At 38.4% G+C, this 15,654-nt stretch carries 16 protein-coding genes and 1 tRNA gene; 11 read left to right on the top strand and 6 right to left on the bottom strand.

Annotated elements, in window-relative coordinates; genetic code table 11:
• The first annotated feature begins 776 nt into the window (after positions 1-776).
• From hemA to ORNRH_RS06010, 5 genes are all read left to right on the top strand, one after another.
• Positions 777-2,036 (top strand): glutamyl-tRNA reductase, encoded by a 1,260-nt coding sequence (hemA, locus tag ORNRH_RS06030; protein WP_014791001.1) that lies wholly within the window; start codon positions 777-779, stop codon positions 2,034-2,036.
• A gap of 6 nt (positions 2,037-2,042) precedes the next feature.
• Positions 2,043-2,960, top strand: coding sequence for a hydroxymethylbilane synthase (gene hemC, locus ORNRH_RS06025; protein ID WP_014791000.1), 918 nt, complete (start codon positions 2,043-2,045; stop codon positions 2,958-2,960).
• A gap of 12 nt (positions 2,961-2,972) precedes the next feature.
• Positions 2,973-3,638, top strand: coding sequence for a uroporphyrinogen-III synthase (locus tag ORNRH_RS11610; RefSeq protein WP_014790999.1), 666 nt, complete (start codon positions 2,973-2,975; stop codon positions 3,636-3,638).
• Positions 3,625-4,650 carry a uroporphyrinogen decarboxylase gene (gene hemE, locus ORNRH_RS06015; protein WP_014790998.1) on the top strand — a complete coding sequence of 342 codons (1,026 nt, stop codon included), beginning with the start codon at positions 3,625-3,627 and terminating at the stop codon, positions 4,648-4,650. The genes ORNRH_RS11610 and hemE overlap by 14 nt, the downstream gene beginning before the upstream one ends.
• 78 nt (positions 4,651-4,728) lie before the next feature.
• A complete protein-coding gene (locus tag ORNRH_RS06010) occupies positions 4,729-5,538 on the top strand; it encodes an enoyl-ACP reductase FabI (protein WP_014790997.1) in 810 nt (269 codons plus the stop codon).
• A gap of 58 nt (positions 5,539-5,596) precedes the next feature.
• Here ORNRH_RS06010 and ORNRH_RS06005 read toward each other — a convergent pair whose 3' ends face one another.
• Positions 5,597-7,579, bottom strand: a complete 1,983-nt coding sequence (locus ORNRH_RS06005) for a ComEC/Rec2 family competence protein (protein WP_014790996.1) — start codon at positions 7,577-7,579, stop codon at positions 5,597-5,599.
• 109 nt (positions 7,580-7,688) lie between these two features.
• Positions 7,689-7,761 (bottom strand) — tRNA-Met (locus ORNRH_RS06000).
• 177 nt (positions 7,762-7,938) lie between these two features.
• Here ORNRH_RS06000 and rsmA point away from each other — a divergent pair.
• Positions 7,939-8,718 carry a 16S rRNA (adenine(1518)-N(6)/adenine(1519)-N(6))-dimethyltransferase RsmA gene (rsmA, locus tag ORNRH_RS05995; protein ID WP_014790995.1) on the top strand — a complete coding sequence of 260 codons (780 nt, stop codon included), beginning with the start codon at positions 7,939-7,941 and terminating at the stop codon, positions 8,716-8,718.
• Position 8,719: 1 nt separating this feature from the next.
• Here rsmA and ORNRH_RS05990 read toward each other — a convergent pair whose 3' ends face one another.
• Positions 8,720-9,913 carry an AI-2E family transporter gene (locus tag ORNRH_RS05990; RefSeq protein WP_014790994.1) on the bottom strand — a complete coding sequence of 398 codons (1,194 nt, stop codon included), beginning with the start codon at positions 9,911-9,913 and terminating at the stop codon, positions 8,720-8,722.
• A 112-nt stretch (positions 9,914-10,025) separates the two neighbouring features.
• Here ORNRH_RS05990 and ORNRH_RS05985 point away from each other — a divergent pair, with 112 nt between their 5' ends.
• Both ORNRH_RS05985 and ORNRH_RS11605 read left to right on the top strand, forming a co-directional pair.
• On the top strand, positions 10,026-10,502 hold the full coding sequence (locus ORNRH_RS05985) for a MarR family winged helix-turn-helix transcriptional regulator (RefSeq protein WP_014790993.1): 477 nt from the start codon (positions 10,026-10,028) through the stop codon (positions 10,500-10,502).
• Positions 10,495-11,064, top strand: coding sequence for a hypothetical protein (locus tag ORNRH_RS11605; protein WP_014790992.1), 570 nt, complete (start codon positions 10,495-10,497; stop codon positions 11,062-11,064). The genes ORNRH_RS05985 and ORNRH_RS11605 overlap by 8 nt, the downstream gene beginning before the upstream one ends.
• Before the next feature lie 34 nt (positions 11,065-11,098).
• On the opposite strand, the gene ORNRH_RS05975 is transcribed toward ORNRH_RS11605, so the two are convergent.
• From ORNRH_RS05975 to ORNRH_RS05965, 3 genes are read right to left on the bottom strand one after another with little or no spacing between them, the layout of a single operon-like run.
• Entirely contained in the window at positions 11,099-11,344 is a 246-nt protein-coding gene (locus ORNRH_RS05975) for a hypothetical protein (RefSeq protein WP_014790991.1), read from the bottom strand.
• A 13-nt stretch (positions 11,345-11,357) separates the two neighbouring features.
• Positions 11,358-12,017: a LysE family translocator gene (locus tag ORNRH_RS05970; protein ID WP_014790990.1), complete on the bottom strand. Its 660-nt coding sequence runs from the start codon at positions 12,015-12,017 to the stop codon at positions 11,358-11,360.
• Positions 12,018-12,039: 22 nt separating this feature from the next.
• Positions 12,040-13,524: a S41 family peptidase gene (locus ORNRH_RS05965; protein ID WP_014790989.1), complete on the bottom strand. Its 1,485-nt coding sequence runs from the start codon at positions 13,522-13,524 to the stop codon at positions 12,040-12,042.
• A gap of 35 nt (positions 13,525-13,559) precedes the next feature.
• Between ORNRH_RS05965 and ORNRH_RS05960 the strand changes: the two genes are divergently transcribed.
• The 3 genes from ORNRH_RS05960 to ORNRH_RS05950 all read left to right on the top strand — a co-directional run bounded on the left by ORNRH_RS05960 (position 13,560) and on the right by ORNRH_RS05950 (position 15,653).
• Positions 13,560-13,955 (top strand): hypothetical protein, encoded by a 396-nt coding sequence (locus ORNRH_RS05960; RefSeq protein ID WP_014790988.1) that lies wholly within the window; start codon positions 13,560-13,562, stop codon positions 13,953-13,955.
• A 148-nt stretch (positions 13,956-14,103) separates the two neighbouring features.
• Positions 14,104-15,192, top strand: coding sequence for a biotin synthase BioB (bioB, locus tag ORNRH_RS05955; protein WP_014790987.1), 1,089 nt, complete (start codon positions 14,104-14,106; stop codon positions 15,190-15,192).
• Positions 15,189-15,653, top strand: a complete 465-nt coding sequence (locus ORNRH_RS05950; protein ID WP_243925397.1) for a DUF6646 family protein — start codon at positions 15,189-15,191, stop codon at positions 15,651-15,653. The genes bioB and ORNRH_RS05950 overlap by 4 nt, the downstream gene beginning before the upstream one ends.
• Position 15,654 lies beyond the last annotated feature (1 nt).

The raw sequence follows: 15,654 nt of genomic DNA, 5'->3' as shown, positions 1-15,654 counted from the left end.
TTTTCGTTCTTTTGGGTCAAGCCAAAAGAACAAGAAAGAAGACACTAGCACTATACAAAATCCCAAAGAACTTCTCATTTATATCGATTACAGCTGTAAAGCTGTGCTACTTTCAACAAAAAAGCCTTACCATGGCATTAGGGGCATACCACAGCAAGGCCAAAACTTAAAAACGATTGTCGGCTATTCCCATAGCGAACATTACTAAATAACTCTTTTAGTCTCTCGACCAAAAAAATTAAGTATGAAAAAAAACATTCTACTAGGAAGCGCGTTCCACGAGAGTATATGAAAACAAAGTATTTTACAGTGTGGGGCACTGCAAAAACATTTCTTTGTAAAAAAACATAAAGCCAAAGCTCCTAAACGGAACTTTGGCTTTAGTCTCTTTATACAATATAGTATAGCTAGCAACAAGCTAGCAACAATATTTTTGGTTTTTAAATAAAGGAAAGAAGCATTTGCACAAGCAAATAGACAAACTATATTATAAGGTATATAATTGTGTGTGTGTGTGTGTGTGTGTGTGTGTGTGTGTGTGTGTGTGTGTGTCTACACTTTTTCTCGAACTAAGCAAGAAAAAGTTGTTAAATTTATCACAATTCATTATATGTGGCACACGCTGTTTCATAGACAGGGGCAAAGCTATAAAAAGTTTTAGGAACCGCAAGCATGTTTTGTGTTAAAATTGATTTTCTCGGCATTCAGTTTTACATCTCAGCATTACATTCTTTCTTTTTTTAGCATAATAATTTTCGTACCTTTGCGCCGAGTTTATGAGTGTATTGGAAGAAAAAGAAACCTTAGAGCAATTTCATGTCATTGGCATCAGTTATGAAAAAGCCGATGTAAAAACACGCGGTGAATACGCTTTTTTCGAGGAATGGGAAAAAGATTTTGTTCAAAAAGCCAAAAATATAGGTTTGGAGCATTTTTTCATTCTATCTACCTGCAACCGCACCGAAATCTATTTCTTCGCTCAGGCGCACCAGCCTATGATGCAATTGTATTGCGAGCAAGTGGGCGGTGATTTATCCGTTTTTGAAGAAATCACTTTTATTAAGAAAGGAAAACAAGCACTCAACCATTTGTTCCGCGTTTCGTCTGGGCTGGAAAGTCAGATTTTGGGCGATTTTGAAATCTTGGGACAAATGCGCAAAGCCTTTAGACGCTTTAAAAAACTCGGCTGCTCCAATGCGTATCTGGAACGCTTCATCAACACAGCAGTGCAAATTAGCAAACAGATTAAAAACGAAACTTCGCTCAGCGACGGAGCCACTTCGGTTTCTTACGCTGCGGTACAATATATCTTAAACCATGTTCCTAATCTGGAGCAGAAAAATGTGGTGCTTTTCGGAACAGGAAAAATCGGTCGCAACACTTGCGAAAACTTGGTAAAACACACGGGAAACAACAAAGTTACACTCATCAACCGAACTTTGGCTAAAGCCGAAAAACTTAGCCAAAAATTGGACATTAAATTCCGAAAAGTCGAAGAACTCACCGAAACTTTGCAAAATACCGATGTGCTTATCGTGGCGACGGGAGCTAAAACACCGACAATAACCAAAGACATGTTGCCCGACAAGAAAATGCTAGTCATCGACATGTCGATTCCAGCCAATGTGGATACCGCTGTAAAAGAGCTAGAAAACATTGAACTCATCAATGTAGATATGCTCTCGCAAACCATCAACGAAACGCTCAAAGCACGCGAATCCGAAGTGCCTAAAGTGGAAACCATTATCCGCCTAAATCTTTGGGAATTTGAAGAATGGATCGAAGGCAGACAATTTGTGCCAGCCATCGAAGCTTTTAAGGAGCGCATGCTGTTTTTGGCGCGATACGAAAAGAAACAACTTCGCAAAAAAGAGGAAATCAGCATTTGCCCCAAAGGCGACCGCTTGAGCTTGCGTTTAGCCCAAAAAATGACAAATCAATTTGCGGCTTATTTGATGGAAAATCCCGACAAAGCACACCAAACCATTGGGTTTATAAACGAAATTTTTCATTTAGATTTAAAAGAAGAAGATTAATCGCTTATGACAACACTTAAATTAGGCACGCGCAAAAGTCCGCTCGCGATGTGGCAAGCACTCCAAGCGCAAAAAAGATTAGAAGAATTTGGGCATTCGGTGGAGATCGTGCCCATAGCCTCTGAGGGCGATTTAAAATTGAAACAACCCATTTACGAATTAGGAATTACGGGGGTTTTCACCAAAACTTTGGACATTGCCCTTGTAAATGGCGAAATCGATTTGGCAGTGCATAGTTTAAAAGATGTGCCTACACAATTGGCGCAAGGGCTCCAGCTTTCGGCGTGCTTGCCACGCGGCGATCATCGTGATATTTTGGTGTTTAAATCTTCGGACATTTTAGAAAAAGAAAAACGCACCATCGCAACGGGGAGCCTGCGCAGAAAAGCCTTCTGGCACCATCGTTTTCCGCAAGATACGGTGGTAGACCTGCGTGGGAATGTGCAATTAAGATTACAAAAACTGCTCGACAACGATTGGGACGGGGCGATTTTTGCCTATGCGGGACTAAACCGTAGCGAAATTCTACAAAATTTAACCAAGCATAATCTGGAATACCAATTCATAGAAAATATGATTTCAGCTCCCTCTCAAGGCATTGTGGGAATCGTAACAAGACAGGATTTAGATTTAAGCGAAATCAGCGATACACAAGCCCAAACGGCGGGTGAAATTGAGCGTGCTTTTTTAAGAAAACTGGAAGGAGGCTGCACGGCTCCGATTGGTGGCTACGCGCATATCGAGAATGAAAAAGTGCATTTTTCGGGTGCAATTTTAAGCCTTGACGGGACACAGAAAATTGAAATTTCCGAAACGCGTCCGCTGGGCGATGCACAAACTTTGGGCGAAGAAATGGCACAAATCTGTTTAGACCAAGGAGCGGGCGGAATCATTCAAGAAATCAAAAAACAAATTGGTGCTTAAACCAATTCGGAAATGCTGAAAATTCTTTTAACTAAAAAACTGAGTCCAGAGGTGTATCAAAGTGCTTTGCCCAAAGCGCAGGTGGATTCCATGGATTTCATCAGCACCGAATATTTCCCTGACCGAGAAATTTTGGCTAAAATTGAAAATGAAACGGATTTTATCGTTTCGAGCCTAAAGGCTGCCCAATGGGCAATAAAAAATCAAATTAAAGGGAATTTTTACTGCGTGGGCGAGAAATCGAGAAACCTACTCAGAAAAAATAATCCCGTACTTGCCACCGCTGGCTACGCCGAAGATTTAGTGCAAATTATCCAAGAAAAATATAACCAAAAACGATTTTGTTTTTTGTGCAGCGACATTCGGCTAGACACCATTCCCGATACGCTGAAATCGTCAAAAATACTACTCACGGAAGTGCCCGTGTACCGAACCAAAAGCATCTCGCCCACATTAAATACAGATTATGATGCCTACGCATTCTTTAGTCCGTCTGGGGTGAAATCTTTTTTTAAAACCTATCAAATTCCGAATAATTCTTTTATTTTTGCAATAGGTGAAAGCACCCAAAAATCGCTTGAAAATTTTACTAAAAACAAAATTTTCATTCCGAAAACACCTAAAACACAAGATTTAATAGATTTAATTAAAAATACATTACAATATGCCCAAAAATGATTTATTGCTGAAGGCTTTGCGTGGCGAAGAGGTCTCAAGACCACCTGTGTGGATGATGCGACAAGCTGGAAGATACTTACCTGAATTTATGGCACTTAAAGATAAGTACGATTTCTTTACTCGTTGCCAAACGCCAGAGCTTGCTTCAGAAATCACGCTTCACCCCTATCGCAGATTCCCGATTGATGCCGCGATTATTTTCTCGGATATTTTGGTGATTCCGCAAGCGATGGGCTTAAACTTTGAAATGAAACCAGGCGTAGGCCCTTGGCTCGAAAATCCTGTGCGCTCGGCTGCCGACATCGAAAAACTGGCAAGTGGCAATGTAAACGAGAATTTACAGTATGTTTTTGATGCACTTGATTTAACTAAAAAAGAGCTCAACGATGAAATTCCGTTGATTGGTTTTGCGGGTTCACCATGGACAATCTTCTGCTATGCAGTGCAAGGGCAAGGCTCTAAAAACTTTGACAAAGCCAAATCTTTTGCCTTTACCGAGCCTACCTTAGCACATAAACTATTGCAAAAAATCACGGATTCTACCATTCTTTATTTAGAAGAAAAAGCCAAACACGGTTGCGATGTTTTACAGATTTTTGATAGCTGGGGAGGCATGCTTTCGCCAAAGGATTATCAAGAATTTTCTTATCAATACATCGAGCAAATTGTAAATGCACTTTACAAAATCGCTCCTGTGGTAGTTTTTGCCAAAGGTTGCTGGTTTGCGCTAGAAAAAATGGCGACTTCTAACGCTTCGGCTCTGGGCGTAGACTGGACAATCACGCCACAGATGGCTAGAGAATTAACGGGCTACAAAAAGACTTTGCAAGGAAACTTCGACCCGTCTCGTTTGCTTTCTCCGCCAGAGAAAATTCAAGAGATGGTAAAGGAAATGATAGAGGATTTTGGCACCTATAAATACATTGCCAATCTTGGGCACGGCATTCTGCCAAATGTGCCTGTGGAAAACGCCGAAGCCTTTATCCAAGCAGTGGTGAACTATAAAGCTTAATTTAAAATTATTTAAATCAAATATTTTTTTTACTTTTATCTTTTAAGTAAGAAAATAATCAATAAAAAAACACAAATTATGAGTGGAATATTAGACGGAAAAAAAGGAATTATTTTCGGTGCGCTAGACGAAAATTCTATCGCTTGGAAAACAGCTTTGCAATGTAAAGAGCAAGGTGCAGAGTTTATTTTGAGCAACGCGCCTGTGGCAATGCGTTTTGGGAAAATCCAGCAATTGGCAGAGCAAACTGGCAGCGAAGTTGTTCCAGCAGATGCAACCAATATGGACGATTTAAGTGCATTGTTTGACAAAGCGATTGAAAAATTCGGCAAAATTGATTTTATTTTGCACTCAATCGGAATGAGTGTGAATGTGCGCAAAGGCATTCCTTATACCGAAATGAACTACGACTACACCCACAAAGGATTTGATATTTCTGCACTTTCTTTTCACCGTGTGATGAAAACCGCTTGGGAAAAAGATTGCATGAACGAATGGGGAAGTATCGTGGCACTATCTTATATTGCGGCACAGAGATTTTTCCCAGATTACAACGACATGGCAGACAACAAAGCCTATTTGGAAAGCATTGCAAGAAGCTTTGGCTACCACTGGGGCGAAGAGAAAAAAGTGCGTGTAAACACCATTTCTCAATCTCCTACCCCAACAACTGCGGGCTCTGGCGTTAAGGGATTTGATGGCTTTTTAGGCGTTGCCGAAGAGCTTTCTCCACTCGGAAACGCAACTGCCGATGATTGTGCTCGCGTGTGTGTAATGATGTTTAGCGACTTTACCAGAAGAATCACAATGCAAAACATCTACAACGACGGCGGATTTAGCCGCACAGGTATTTCTAAAGGCATCGTAGAAAAATTCTTAAAACAATAATTTTTCATATTACTTATTACTTAAAGGCGACTTTTTCAAAATTGAAAAGGTCGCTTTTTTATTTTTTTAGAATAAAGAATCCGTCATCGGCAGTAAAATGCTTTTGCTCTGCTTTGAATTTATGGACTTGCCAAAATTTACTTGCTCCATCAAAAATCAATTTCTGGCTGAATTTTTTAGCATTTAAATCCGAATCCAATTGCGTGAAATAAAGAAAATCCACATTTTGAGGGATTTTCTCGCCCATAGGGTTGATTAAAATAATCTTTTGCCCAAATTGAATCAAACGATCCGACTTCCGAAAATCATTCATCGTTAAATTTTCCTCCCAAGAAAAATATTGAATATTACGAATTTCCTCCTCGGTGGCAAATGGCTGAATGATAAAATCTTTAGCCAAATCATCTGCTCCAAACACCCATAAATTTTGCCCTTCCCGATACGCCATCAAATTCTTTTGGTCTTGATGAAAAACAATGAACTGACTTTTACTTCTTGCCCGAAAAATATCAAAATAGCCAAAAGCTAAAAAGACCAGAATTAAAGCTAAAAATTTATTACAATTAGCCAAACTTCTATTTTTCAACGCATAAGCAAACGCAAAAATCATTGCCCACCAAGCCAGCATTTGCCCAAAATTCCAATGAATATTTTGGATTAAAAAGGTATTGTTTTCTACACTTAAGTTTAAAACCTCATCGAAACCACCAAAAATAAAATTTGAAATTTGGACTAAAAAATCGGGCATAACGCCTAAACTCAGCATAAAAAATATAAGAAAACAAAACCCGACCAACGCGGCAGAAATTGGGAAAAACAATAAATTCCCAATCAAAAACAACCACGAAAACTGATGAAAATAAGCGATACTTATCGGCAAAACACCCAATTGAGCCGCCAAAGTAACAAGTACCAAATCGAACAAAGCGATTTTAAACTTCCCTCTTTCAGGTCTAAAGGATTTGAAAAACCTCGTCGCCCAAACGATAAAAAATACCGCCGCATAACTCAATTGAAATCCAACATCGTACAAATAATTGGGATTAATAAACAATAAAACCAATGCCGTAAACGCCAAAACATGATAGAAATTTCCCCGTCGCTGGAAAATAAAACTCAACGCAAAAATTGTGAGCATAAAAGCCGCACGCACTACCGATGGCGTGGCTCCCACAAAATACGCATACGCCCAAATCACTAAAAGTGAAAGGATTATACGCAAATTTCTCCCATGAGGCAAAAACAAAACGGGATAAAAAATCACAAACAAAAAGCCGTAAACAATGCCGACATGCAAGCCTGAAATGGCAAACAAATGCGAAATGCCCGCCGCAGATAATTTTCGCCTAAAATCGGCGTCGAAATCGTTTCTGTCGCCCAATGCTAGAGACTGGATAAAAATTCTGCTCGCGGGACTAAAGCCTAAATCTTTTAATTTTTGTTTAAACTGAGATTTAAAGACATTTAATTTATATTTAAAATCGAATTTTGAAGGATTTTTGGTTTGCAAAATCGTATCGCAAAACATTTGCAAGCCCACTCCCTGACGAAGCATATATTTCTTATAATCAAAAACATGAAGATTTTTCGGCATGGCAATACTAGACAAATTTCCGTAAAGCCATAAAATCTGATTTTCATATTTTTCACCTTGATCCTTGGGCGTGTAAAGTAAAATCTTTTGATGTGTTAGCTCCAAAGAATCTGATGGAATCTGCAGAATTTCAGCCTTGTATTTATAATATTTTGCACTGGGTTTTAAACTTTCTTCTATTTTCACCTCGGCAGTAGGTTTCAAAAAACCTTTAAAATCTGATTTTATATCCGCATTAACTTGCTGATACCGAAAAAGCCCCAAGCTAACACAAAATAAAAAAGAAAAATAGGCAAAATATCGATTTGCTCGACGAAATAGAACCAGCAATAGCAAAGACAAAATTCCGCCCGATATAGCCCAACTCGGCGGAACATCAAAGAAATTGCCTACACCAATCCCAATACAGAAAAAAAGCAACCAAAAGGCAAACGGCTGATATTTCATACGAGTTTAAAGATACAATTTTTTTTCAAAACTCAATTTTACTGGAACAGCTGCTGGTACAAAGACATAAAAAAACTCGTCACTTCTAAAGTAACGAGCTTTAACTTAGTAGCGGGAGCTGGACTCGAACCAGCGACCTTCGGGTTATGAGCCCGACGAGATACCGACTTCTCCATCCCGCGCTATTGGACTGCAAATATACAAACAATTTTATTCCCACCAAATATTTTTTACCCATTTTATGCAATTTAAAATCACAAAAAACTAACTAACCCCTGAATAACAATAACTTACACAACAAAATATTTTTCAAAATATTTTTTCCATACTGTACAAAGTTTGCTTACTTTTGCACCGATATGAATGTAAAAGCAAAAAAACACCTCGGTCAACATTTTTTAAATGATTTAAATATTGCAGAAAAAATCGTGGAAGCACTTTCTTGGGAAAGCTATCACGAAGTGCTAGAAATAGGACCAGGTATGGGCGTGCTCACCCAGTTTTTGCTTAGAGACCAGCGTTCGGTTTCGGTGGTGGAAATTGACACAGAATCTGTTGAGTATCTGAATGAAAAGTATAACGGCATCAAACAAAATTTACCGATTTTCTCGGAAGATTTTTTAAAAATGGATCTTGGCAAACATTTCCCCAATCCAATCGCCGTGATTGGGAATTTCCCCTACAATATTTCCACTCAAATTATGTTCAAAGTCCTAGACAACAGAATACAAATCCCCGAAGTTGTGGGCATGTTTCAAAAAGAAGTTGCCGAGCGTATTGCCGCACCGCACGGGAGCAAAACCTATGGTATTCTTTCGGTTTTGATGCAAGCGTACTACAAAGCGGAATATCTATTTACGGTAAATGAAAATGTATTTACCCCTCCTCCAAAGGTAAAATCTGGCGTGATCCGCTTGACTCGATTCCGTGAGGAAATCGAGGGCGTGCCGTATGCATTCTTCCTAAATTTAGTAAAAACTGGATTTAACCAAAGAAGAAAAAAATTAAGCAATGCGCTAAAGTCTTTAAACCAAAATGAATTACTTTCTACACTAAAATATAAAGACCTCCGCGCAGAACAATTGAGCGTGGAGGACTTTATCGATTTAGCCAAAATTTTATATGCAGAGAAAGAGTGATTTAGGCATCACCATCTTCCTCGTTTGGCATTACTTTTTCTACGAAAAATCGCTTTAATCTCAAGAAAATCGAACTTGGTTTTGGCGTTTCGCTGATGTATTCTATTTCTAAATCCTTCAGTTCTAAATCTTCGTTCTGAAATAGCTCCTCGCCCAAAAGCAAAGAAAGTGGCTGCAAGCCTTTTACTCGCTTAAAGATTTTCTTGAGCATTGCGGTAAATGGGATAGAAAGTATCATTCCTGCAATGCCCCAAAGTGCTCCGCCTATGATCAAAGCAATGAAGGCTGCCAAGGCATTGACACTGGTGTTGCTCCCCACGATTTTAGGCGTAAGGTAATTGCCATCGATCATTTGAATAATGACAAAACAGATTAAAATCGCCAGCGCACTCGTTGGCCCCATCGTTACAAGCGCATACAGCACGGGCAAAGCTCCGCCTATGTATGTACCAATGTACGGAATCACGATAAGCAACGCTGCCAAGCAACCAAACATGATGGCGTAATCGATCCCGATAATTAGCATAAAGGCTGAGTTTAGTATAGCCAAAATGAGCATTACAGTAAGAAGCCCCACGATGTAATCTTTGCCTACACTTTGCACCTCATAAATTATGGTGCGCACATCTTCGCGCTGATTTCGCCCAAAAAACATCAAAATCCCTTTTACCAATCCTCTTCTATAAAGGAGCAATAGAAAAACATACACAGGGATTAAAAATGAATTGGCTAAAAAGGCGGTTGTTTGCACCAAAGTAGACCCTAAAATATCGCCCCCTGAATTTTGGATAAAAGCTTGCACCTTTTTTGCCACGCCCTCTGCATTGATAGGCGGTAAGAAAGTTAAGTTTTCGTTATACATATTAATCACGCTATCCAGTAGAGGGGAAATTTCGGATTTAAAGTTTTCAAAATCAGAAACAATGCTCGCTATCTGCGATGAGAAAAAATAGGAAACTCCACCAAATACAAGAATTACAATTAAAAATGCTATACAAATTGCTAGCACCGTGCCGAGCCCCTTGCGTTCAAAAAAACGAACAATGGGAACCAAAATAAAGGCGATGAGAATCGAAAAACAAAACGGAATTAAAAAGCCCCTTCCAAGATACAGCCCTAGAAAACTTAGGATAAATCCGCTGATTATGTAAAAAAAGTTTTGCGGTGAAAACTTTAAAGTTGTAAACTTTGCCATAGCGTTTAAAATTTTTCAGCAAAAATAGAATTTTTACAAGTCTTAATCCTTATATTTTTGAATAATTTAATTATTTTTGTGGGAGTTACTTATTTAAAATTTAGCCCCATATATGGAAAATTTCATTGAAAAGGAAGATTTATACAACTTATTGATTACTAGAACACCCAATTTAATGCTTAAACTTCTTTTTGATAGGCTTAAAAAGAAGAAAATCACTATTACCAAAGAGCAATTTTCTCTGCTTGTGATTTTATGGCAAAATGAGGGCTGCTCTCAACAATTTTTGGCAGATGAAACTTTTAGAGACAAACCTGGCATCACCCGCTTAATTCACCACTTGGAAAAAGCAAAGATTGTGGAACGCCGCACCGATCCTTTTGATAGAAGATCGAATTTAATCTACCTCACCAACAAAGGTATTTTGCTAGAAAAAAAGGTGATGGACGAGGTGCGCGCCACGGTGGAAGACGCACTTGCTTCGATTGACCTAGAAGAGGCTAAAATATTTAAAAAGGTGTTTATAGAACTTCATCAGCACTTTTTAGCATCTTTGAAAGAAAGCGAAAATGAGGAAACTGATGAGTAAAAATCTATATTTTGGGCTACTTTTGCTCATCGCCACACTTGCGCAAGCTCAAACATCTACCCAATCATCGGTATTGAGCAAGCATTTATTAGGTGCTCAAGTGGGTTTCTTGGGAGGCAATGCGTATTACGAAGGGCGTATTGCTAACCAAACAACTATACGATCTGGCGTAAATTTCCTGTATATCTTTGGGGTGAGTTATGGCATTGATGGTTCACTTTATCACAGCGTCTTACCTAGCATAAGCGCAGAGCCTCGATACTACTTCAATGCCAATAAACGCGCAAGTGAAGGTAGAAATACTAGAAATAATGCAGCTGATTATTTTTCGCTATCTTTCAATTATTTCCCTAAATCACTCATCATGGGAAGCGATGTAAACACCACCACATATTCAGTTGTGTCGATTGTTCCCAATTTTGGCATGAGAAGAAATTTATCTAGAAATGTAAATTTTGAATTTAGATTAGGGCTAGGTTTCGCTACTGAAAATTTTGAAAACTTCGCCCCCGTTCCGAATATAGGACTAAAGCTAGGATACGATTTCTTGAGCAAGATTTAGAATTTAAGATATTTTACTAAAGGCAAAATCCGCGTTATTTACGCGGATTTTTTTCTTTTTCTATGTTTTCTAAAAAGTTTTTAAGGTCATACTTCTTTAAATCTAGCTTATTTCTTCTCAAAATTAAGAACAACGGCATAGCAATAAAGAAAAGCGCGAGTGTGCCAAAACCATAAAATTTATTTTTAAGCTCAGGCAATTCTCCCGACACTTCGCAATACACACCTGCTACAATTAGCCCAAGGGCTACAAAAAACACCAATGCAGTTATATACTTCATTTTAATTTAAATTTTATTCATGAAAAGGTAATGCTGGCAATGCATCTTCTATCGGCTGAAATGAAATGAATCCTTTGAGTAAAATTATAAAACCAAAGATGAATAATACTACGCCTATCCATTTTCGGATTTTGTACACCAGCGCATCTGTCAATCGATCTTGGAATTTATGTGCTAAAAAGATTTTAGACAAATCAATCGCCAAAAAGGTTAAAATTGCAATGGCAATAAATAATGTAAAATTATAAACGCCTGGGTACTTGAGCGTAATCCACCCCGCTACTACAAACCAAAAGCCCACTACGCCGATATTAAGGATATTCATCAAAAATCCATTGACAAAGGTTTTGAGATAATTCTTCCCGACGATTTTTGTGTTTTTGAGGTGTAATTTAGGTTTGGAGAGATACATAATCCCCCCGTAAATCATGATGATGAATCCACCAATCTTGTACAATGCAGGATGCGCCCCGATGTATTCTACTATACCGCCCACTCCTGTATAAGCAAAAGCAATACAGAGCAAATCGGCAGACACGACTCCTGCGTCTAGCGCAATGGCAGAACGCCACCCTTTGGTAATACTTGTTTCAATCAACAGGAAAAAGGCTGGACCGATGAGTACCAAGCTCAGCATAATTCCTAATAAAACTGCATAAACTACAAATTCCAATGTTCTTTTTTTAGTTCAACTTCTATTTCTTAAAGTCTGGTACATATAATTCTGTGCCAAACGGTTTTTCTGTGTTGGTATTTATTTTCAAGGTTTTAAGCTCATAAGGAGCCATGGTAGACTTTATTCTGCTTGAAGTACCAGAAATCAATTCAAGTGCTTTTGCCAAGGCAACATCTTTTGACTCGTCTCCAAATTCTCCGAACGCCTCAGTATTTATTTTTGTATTTGGCACAAGTCCTTCGTAATAATCCTCTTTTTTGGCATTTTTGTATGCACCTAAAATTGGTTGCATTGCCCAATTGTGTTTTTTATTAATATGCTCAATCGAATTGTCTGGAGAATCAAACAAACTTACAGAGAATACAAATTTACCATAGGTAGTTTCGCCAATTGTGTGCACATCTATATAAGGCTTTAAACAAGTAATGGTAAGTTCGCTCGCAGAAGCCGTTGCATGAGAGGTTAAAACATATACTTTCTTCAAATTCAAAGTATTAACATCCGCCTCACCTATCTTTTTATTCACGCCATTTTGGTATGCAAAAAGATTGATTTTGCTCGGTAAATTAACCGATTCATTCAGCTCTTTATTTTTTTGATTAAAAGTAAAGTTGATATAATTCTCTCCAAATCTACCGCTAATCATCGCTCCCAGAGCTTCTGCTGCGCGGGTACTTCCGCCTCCATTGTAGCGAAGATCTAAGATTAAATCTTGTACGCCATCTTGCTTCATTTGGGCAAACTTTTGATTTAATTCGCCGTTGTAGGCATCAATGAATCCGTTGTAGACTAAATAGCCAATTTTATGCCCATTTAGATTAAAAGTTTTGTAAAAGGCTACTGGATTTTCTGTAACCTCAACCGTTTGGATATTGATGTTGATTTTTTCTTCTCCTAAAACAAAACCATTTTCGGTGAGTTTTGAATTACGCGCAAGTGTTGCGGTGAAATGATCGGCAAAAAGACCTCTATAGTTATTTTTGTTCATGATTTGCCCATTGATTTTATAAATCACATCTCCACGCTTCACTCCAGCTTTTGCCGCTGGCGAATCTGGCACTACATAGTTTACAAAGCCTACAACATCATCGCCTATAAGTGTGAGCTGCAGATGCATTCCGCTTTCCTTTGAAATTCCGTTTAAGTCGTTCAACAATTTGTGATAATCATCTACAATCCATGAAAAACGATCTACTTCGCCATATTGATAAAGCAGACTATAAAAGAATTCATTGGGTTTCTTACTTTGCAACAAGGTGTGCAGCAAGGTTTCTTTTTTCGAATATTCGTCACTTAAATTTGGAACATCTTCTTGCCAATAATATAAAGCATTTAATCTTGACCAAATAAACGCATTGATTTCTACATCTAGTTTAGTGACTTTGTTAGAATTATTATTTCCAATTTTGTTACTATCAAATTTACCATTTCCATCATCATTACTGTTGCATGAGAAGAAAACTAGAATAAGCAATAACAGCCAAAAAGATTTTTTAGTATTCATATTTTCCTTAGTTTTGTTTAAAAGTTTTTAAATATATGAAAAAAAATAAATTCCCACATATTTTAGGGGCGTTATTCTTTGCCATTCTATTAATTAGTTGCAAAAATACGGTAAATTCTCAAGACATAAATATGCCTTTAGTCATAAATCCAGAATATCGCATCTATGACACGCATGGCGAGCGAGGTTACGAAGTTTCATTTACGCTTAAACAAAAATCTCCGCGACCTGTGGCAATTGTCTTAAATAAAATCAAGCAAAATCTTTCTGACAACGATTATCAGGGCAAGAGCTATCATTTCAATGTCATTACCCACACAAAAATCAAGGATTATAAAATAGAGGTTTACAACAGCACACCAAACGGGCTTATCTATAAAGATAAAGACACTTATTACCTACAACCTATATTCTTTAATTTAAAAAATTAATTGCTTGATTAAGTTTACAAACAACTAGTAAAAAATCAATATTTTAAGCATTTTTTGAAAGCATTTGGGCTAAAGAATTAAGAGCTTTTTATACCAAAAAAAGAATAAAAACTCCTATATTCGCCCATTGAAAAAATAATTTTTAGCGATGAACAATCAAAAAAAATGGACTACAGAAGAAATTCTAGCCATCTACAATAAACCCTTTATGGAACTGGTGCATGAGGCTGCTACTGTGCACCGCCAGCACCACGACCCAAACAAAGTACAAGTAAGCTCACTCATTTCTATCAAAACGGGCGGCTGCTCAGAAGATTGTGGCTACTGCCCACAGGCAGCTCGCTACCATACTGATATTGAAGGAAATGAGCTCATGAGCGTGAGCCATGTAAAAGCTCAAGCTTTGCGTGCCAAGGCATCGGGTTCTTCTCGAGTGTGTTTAGGTGCAGCATGGCGTAATGTGAAAGACGGCGAAGATTTTGAAAAAGTGCTCGAAATGGTGCGCGAAATCACCAATCTTGACATGGAAGTGTGCTGCACGCTCGGAATGCTTACCGAAACACAAGCCAAGCGATTGGAGGAAGCAGGATTATATGCCTACAACCACAACATCGACACCTCGGAAGAATATTATAAAGAAGTGATTTCCACTCGTGCCTTTGACGACCGTTTGGAAACGATTTCCAATGTAAGAAAAACCTCAATTACGCTATGCTCTGGCGGAATCATCGGGATGGGAGAGAAGTTGGAAGACCGTGCAGGTATGCTTAAAGTTTTGGCAAACATGTATCCTCAACCAGAAAGTTTACCCATCAATGCCCTAGTGCCCGTAGAAGGAACTCCGATGGAAGAACAAGAACCTGTTTCTATTTTTGAAATGGTGCGTATGATTGCCACCGCTCGCATCGTGATCCCAACCACGCAAGTTAGGCTTTCGGCAGGACGCACTCAAATGACCAAGGAAGGGCAAACGCTTTGTTTCTTGGCAGGAGCCAACTCCATTTTTGCAGGCGATAAATTGCTTACCACGCCAAACCCAGACATCAACGAGGACATGAAACTCTTTAACGAATTGAGCATTCAGCCACAAGCTCCTTTTGAAAAACATGCCAAAAGAGAACCAAAAGAACATCTAACGCCACCAAAAGGCGAAAATCCAAAATGGACTCGACCAGGACATAAAATCGAACGAAATCTAAAAGCGGCACAAAACGCCAAAGAATTAAAAAAACAATGATTAAAACTTTGAAAACATCAATGAAAAACATCAGTATTTTAAGTTTATTTTTCTTTTTTCTCCTAGGTCTATCTAAGCTTTCTGCCCAAGAAGCCTATAGCGGAAATGGAGATTTAAAGACACAAGTGGGCTACACACTATTTGGGTATGGCAACGGGCTCACAGGCACAATGGACTATGGTGTTACCAATATGTTATCGGTAGGAGCTGGAGTAGAACTCTATTTTGGCTCTAGCAACAGCAATAATTTTTATCTTTCTGGGCGTGCTAATTTACACTTAGGCAAAGCCATCAACATGCCAGCCAATATGGATCTTTATCCTGGAGTAGATTTAGGGCTAAAAGGAAATGGCTTAGGACTTGGTGGGCATCTAGGCTATCGCTATTATTTCAGTGATCAACTTGGAGTATTTGCCGAAATTGGTTCGAGAGGAAGTGTAGGGCTTAGTATAAATTTATAAG

Origin of the sequence: Ornithobacterium rhinotracheale DSM 15997, assembly GCF_000265465.1 — a bacterium.
Classification (GTDB): Bacteria; Bacteroidota; Bacteroidia; order Flavobacteriales; family Weeksellaceae; genus Ornithobacterium; species Ornithobacterium rhinotracheale.
Note: the sequence above shows the minus strand (reverse complement) of the source record. Positions and strands in the feature narration are given on the sequence as shown.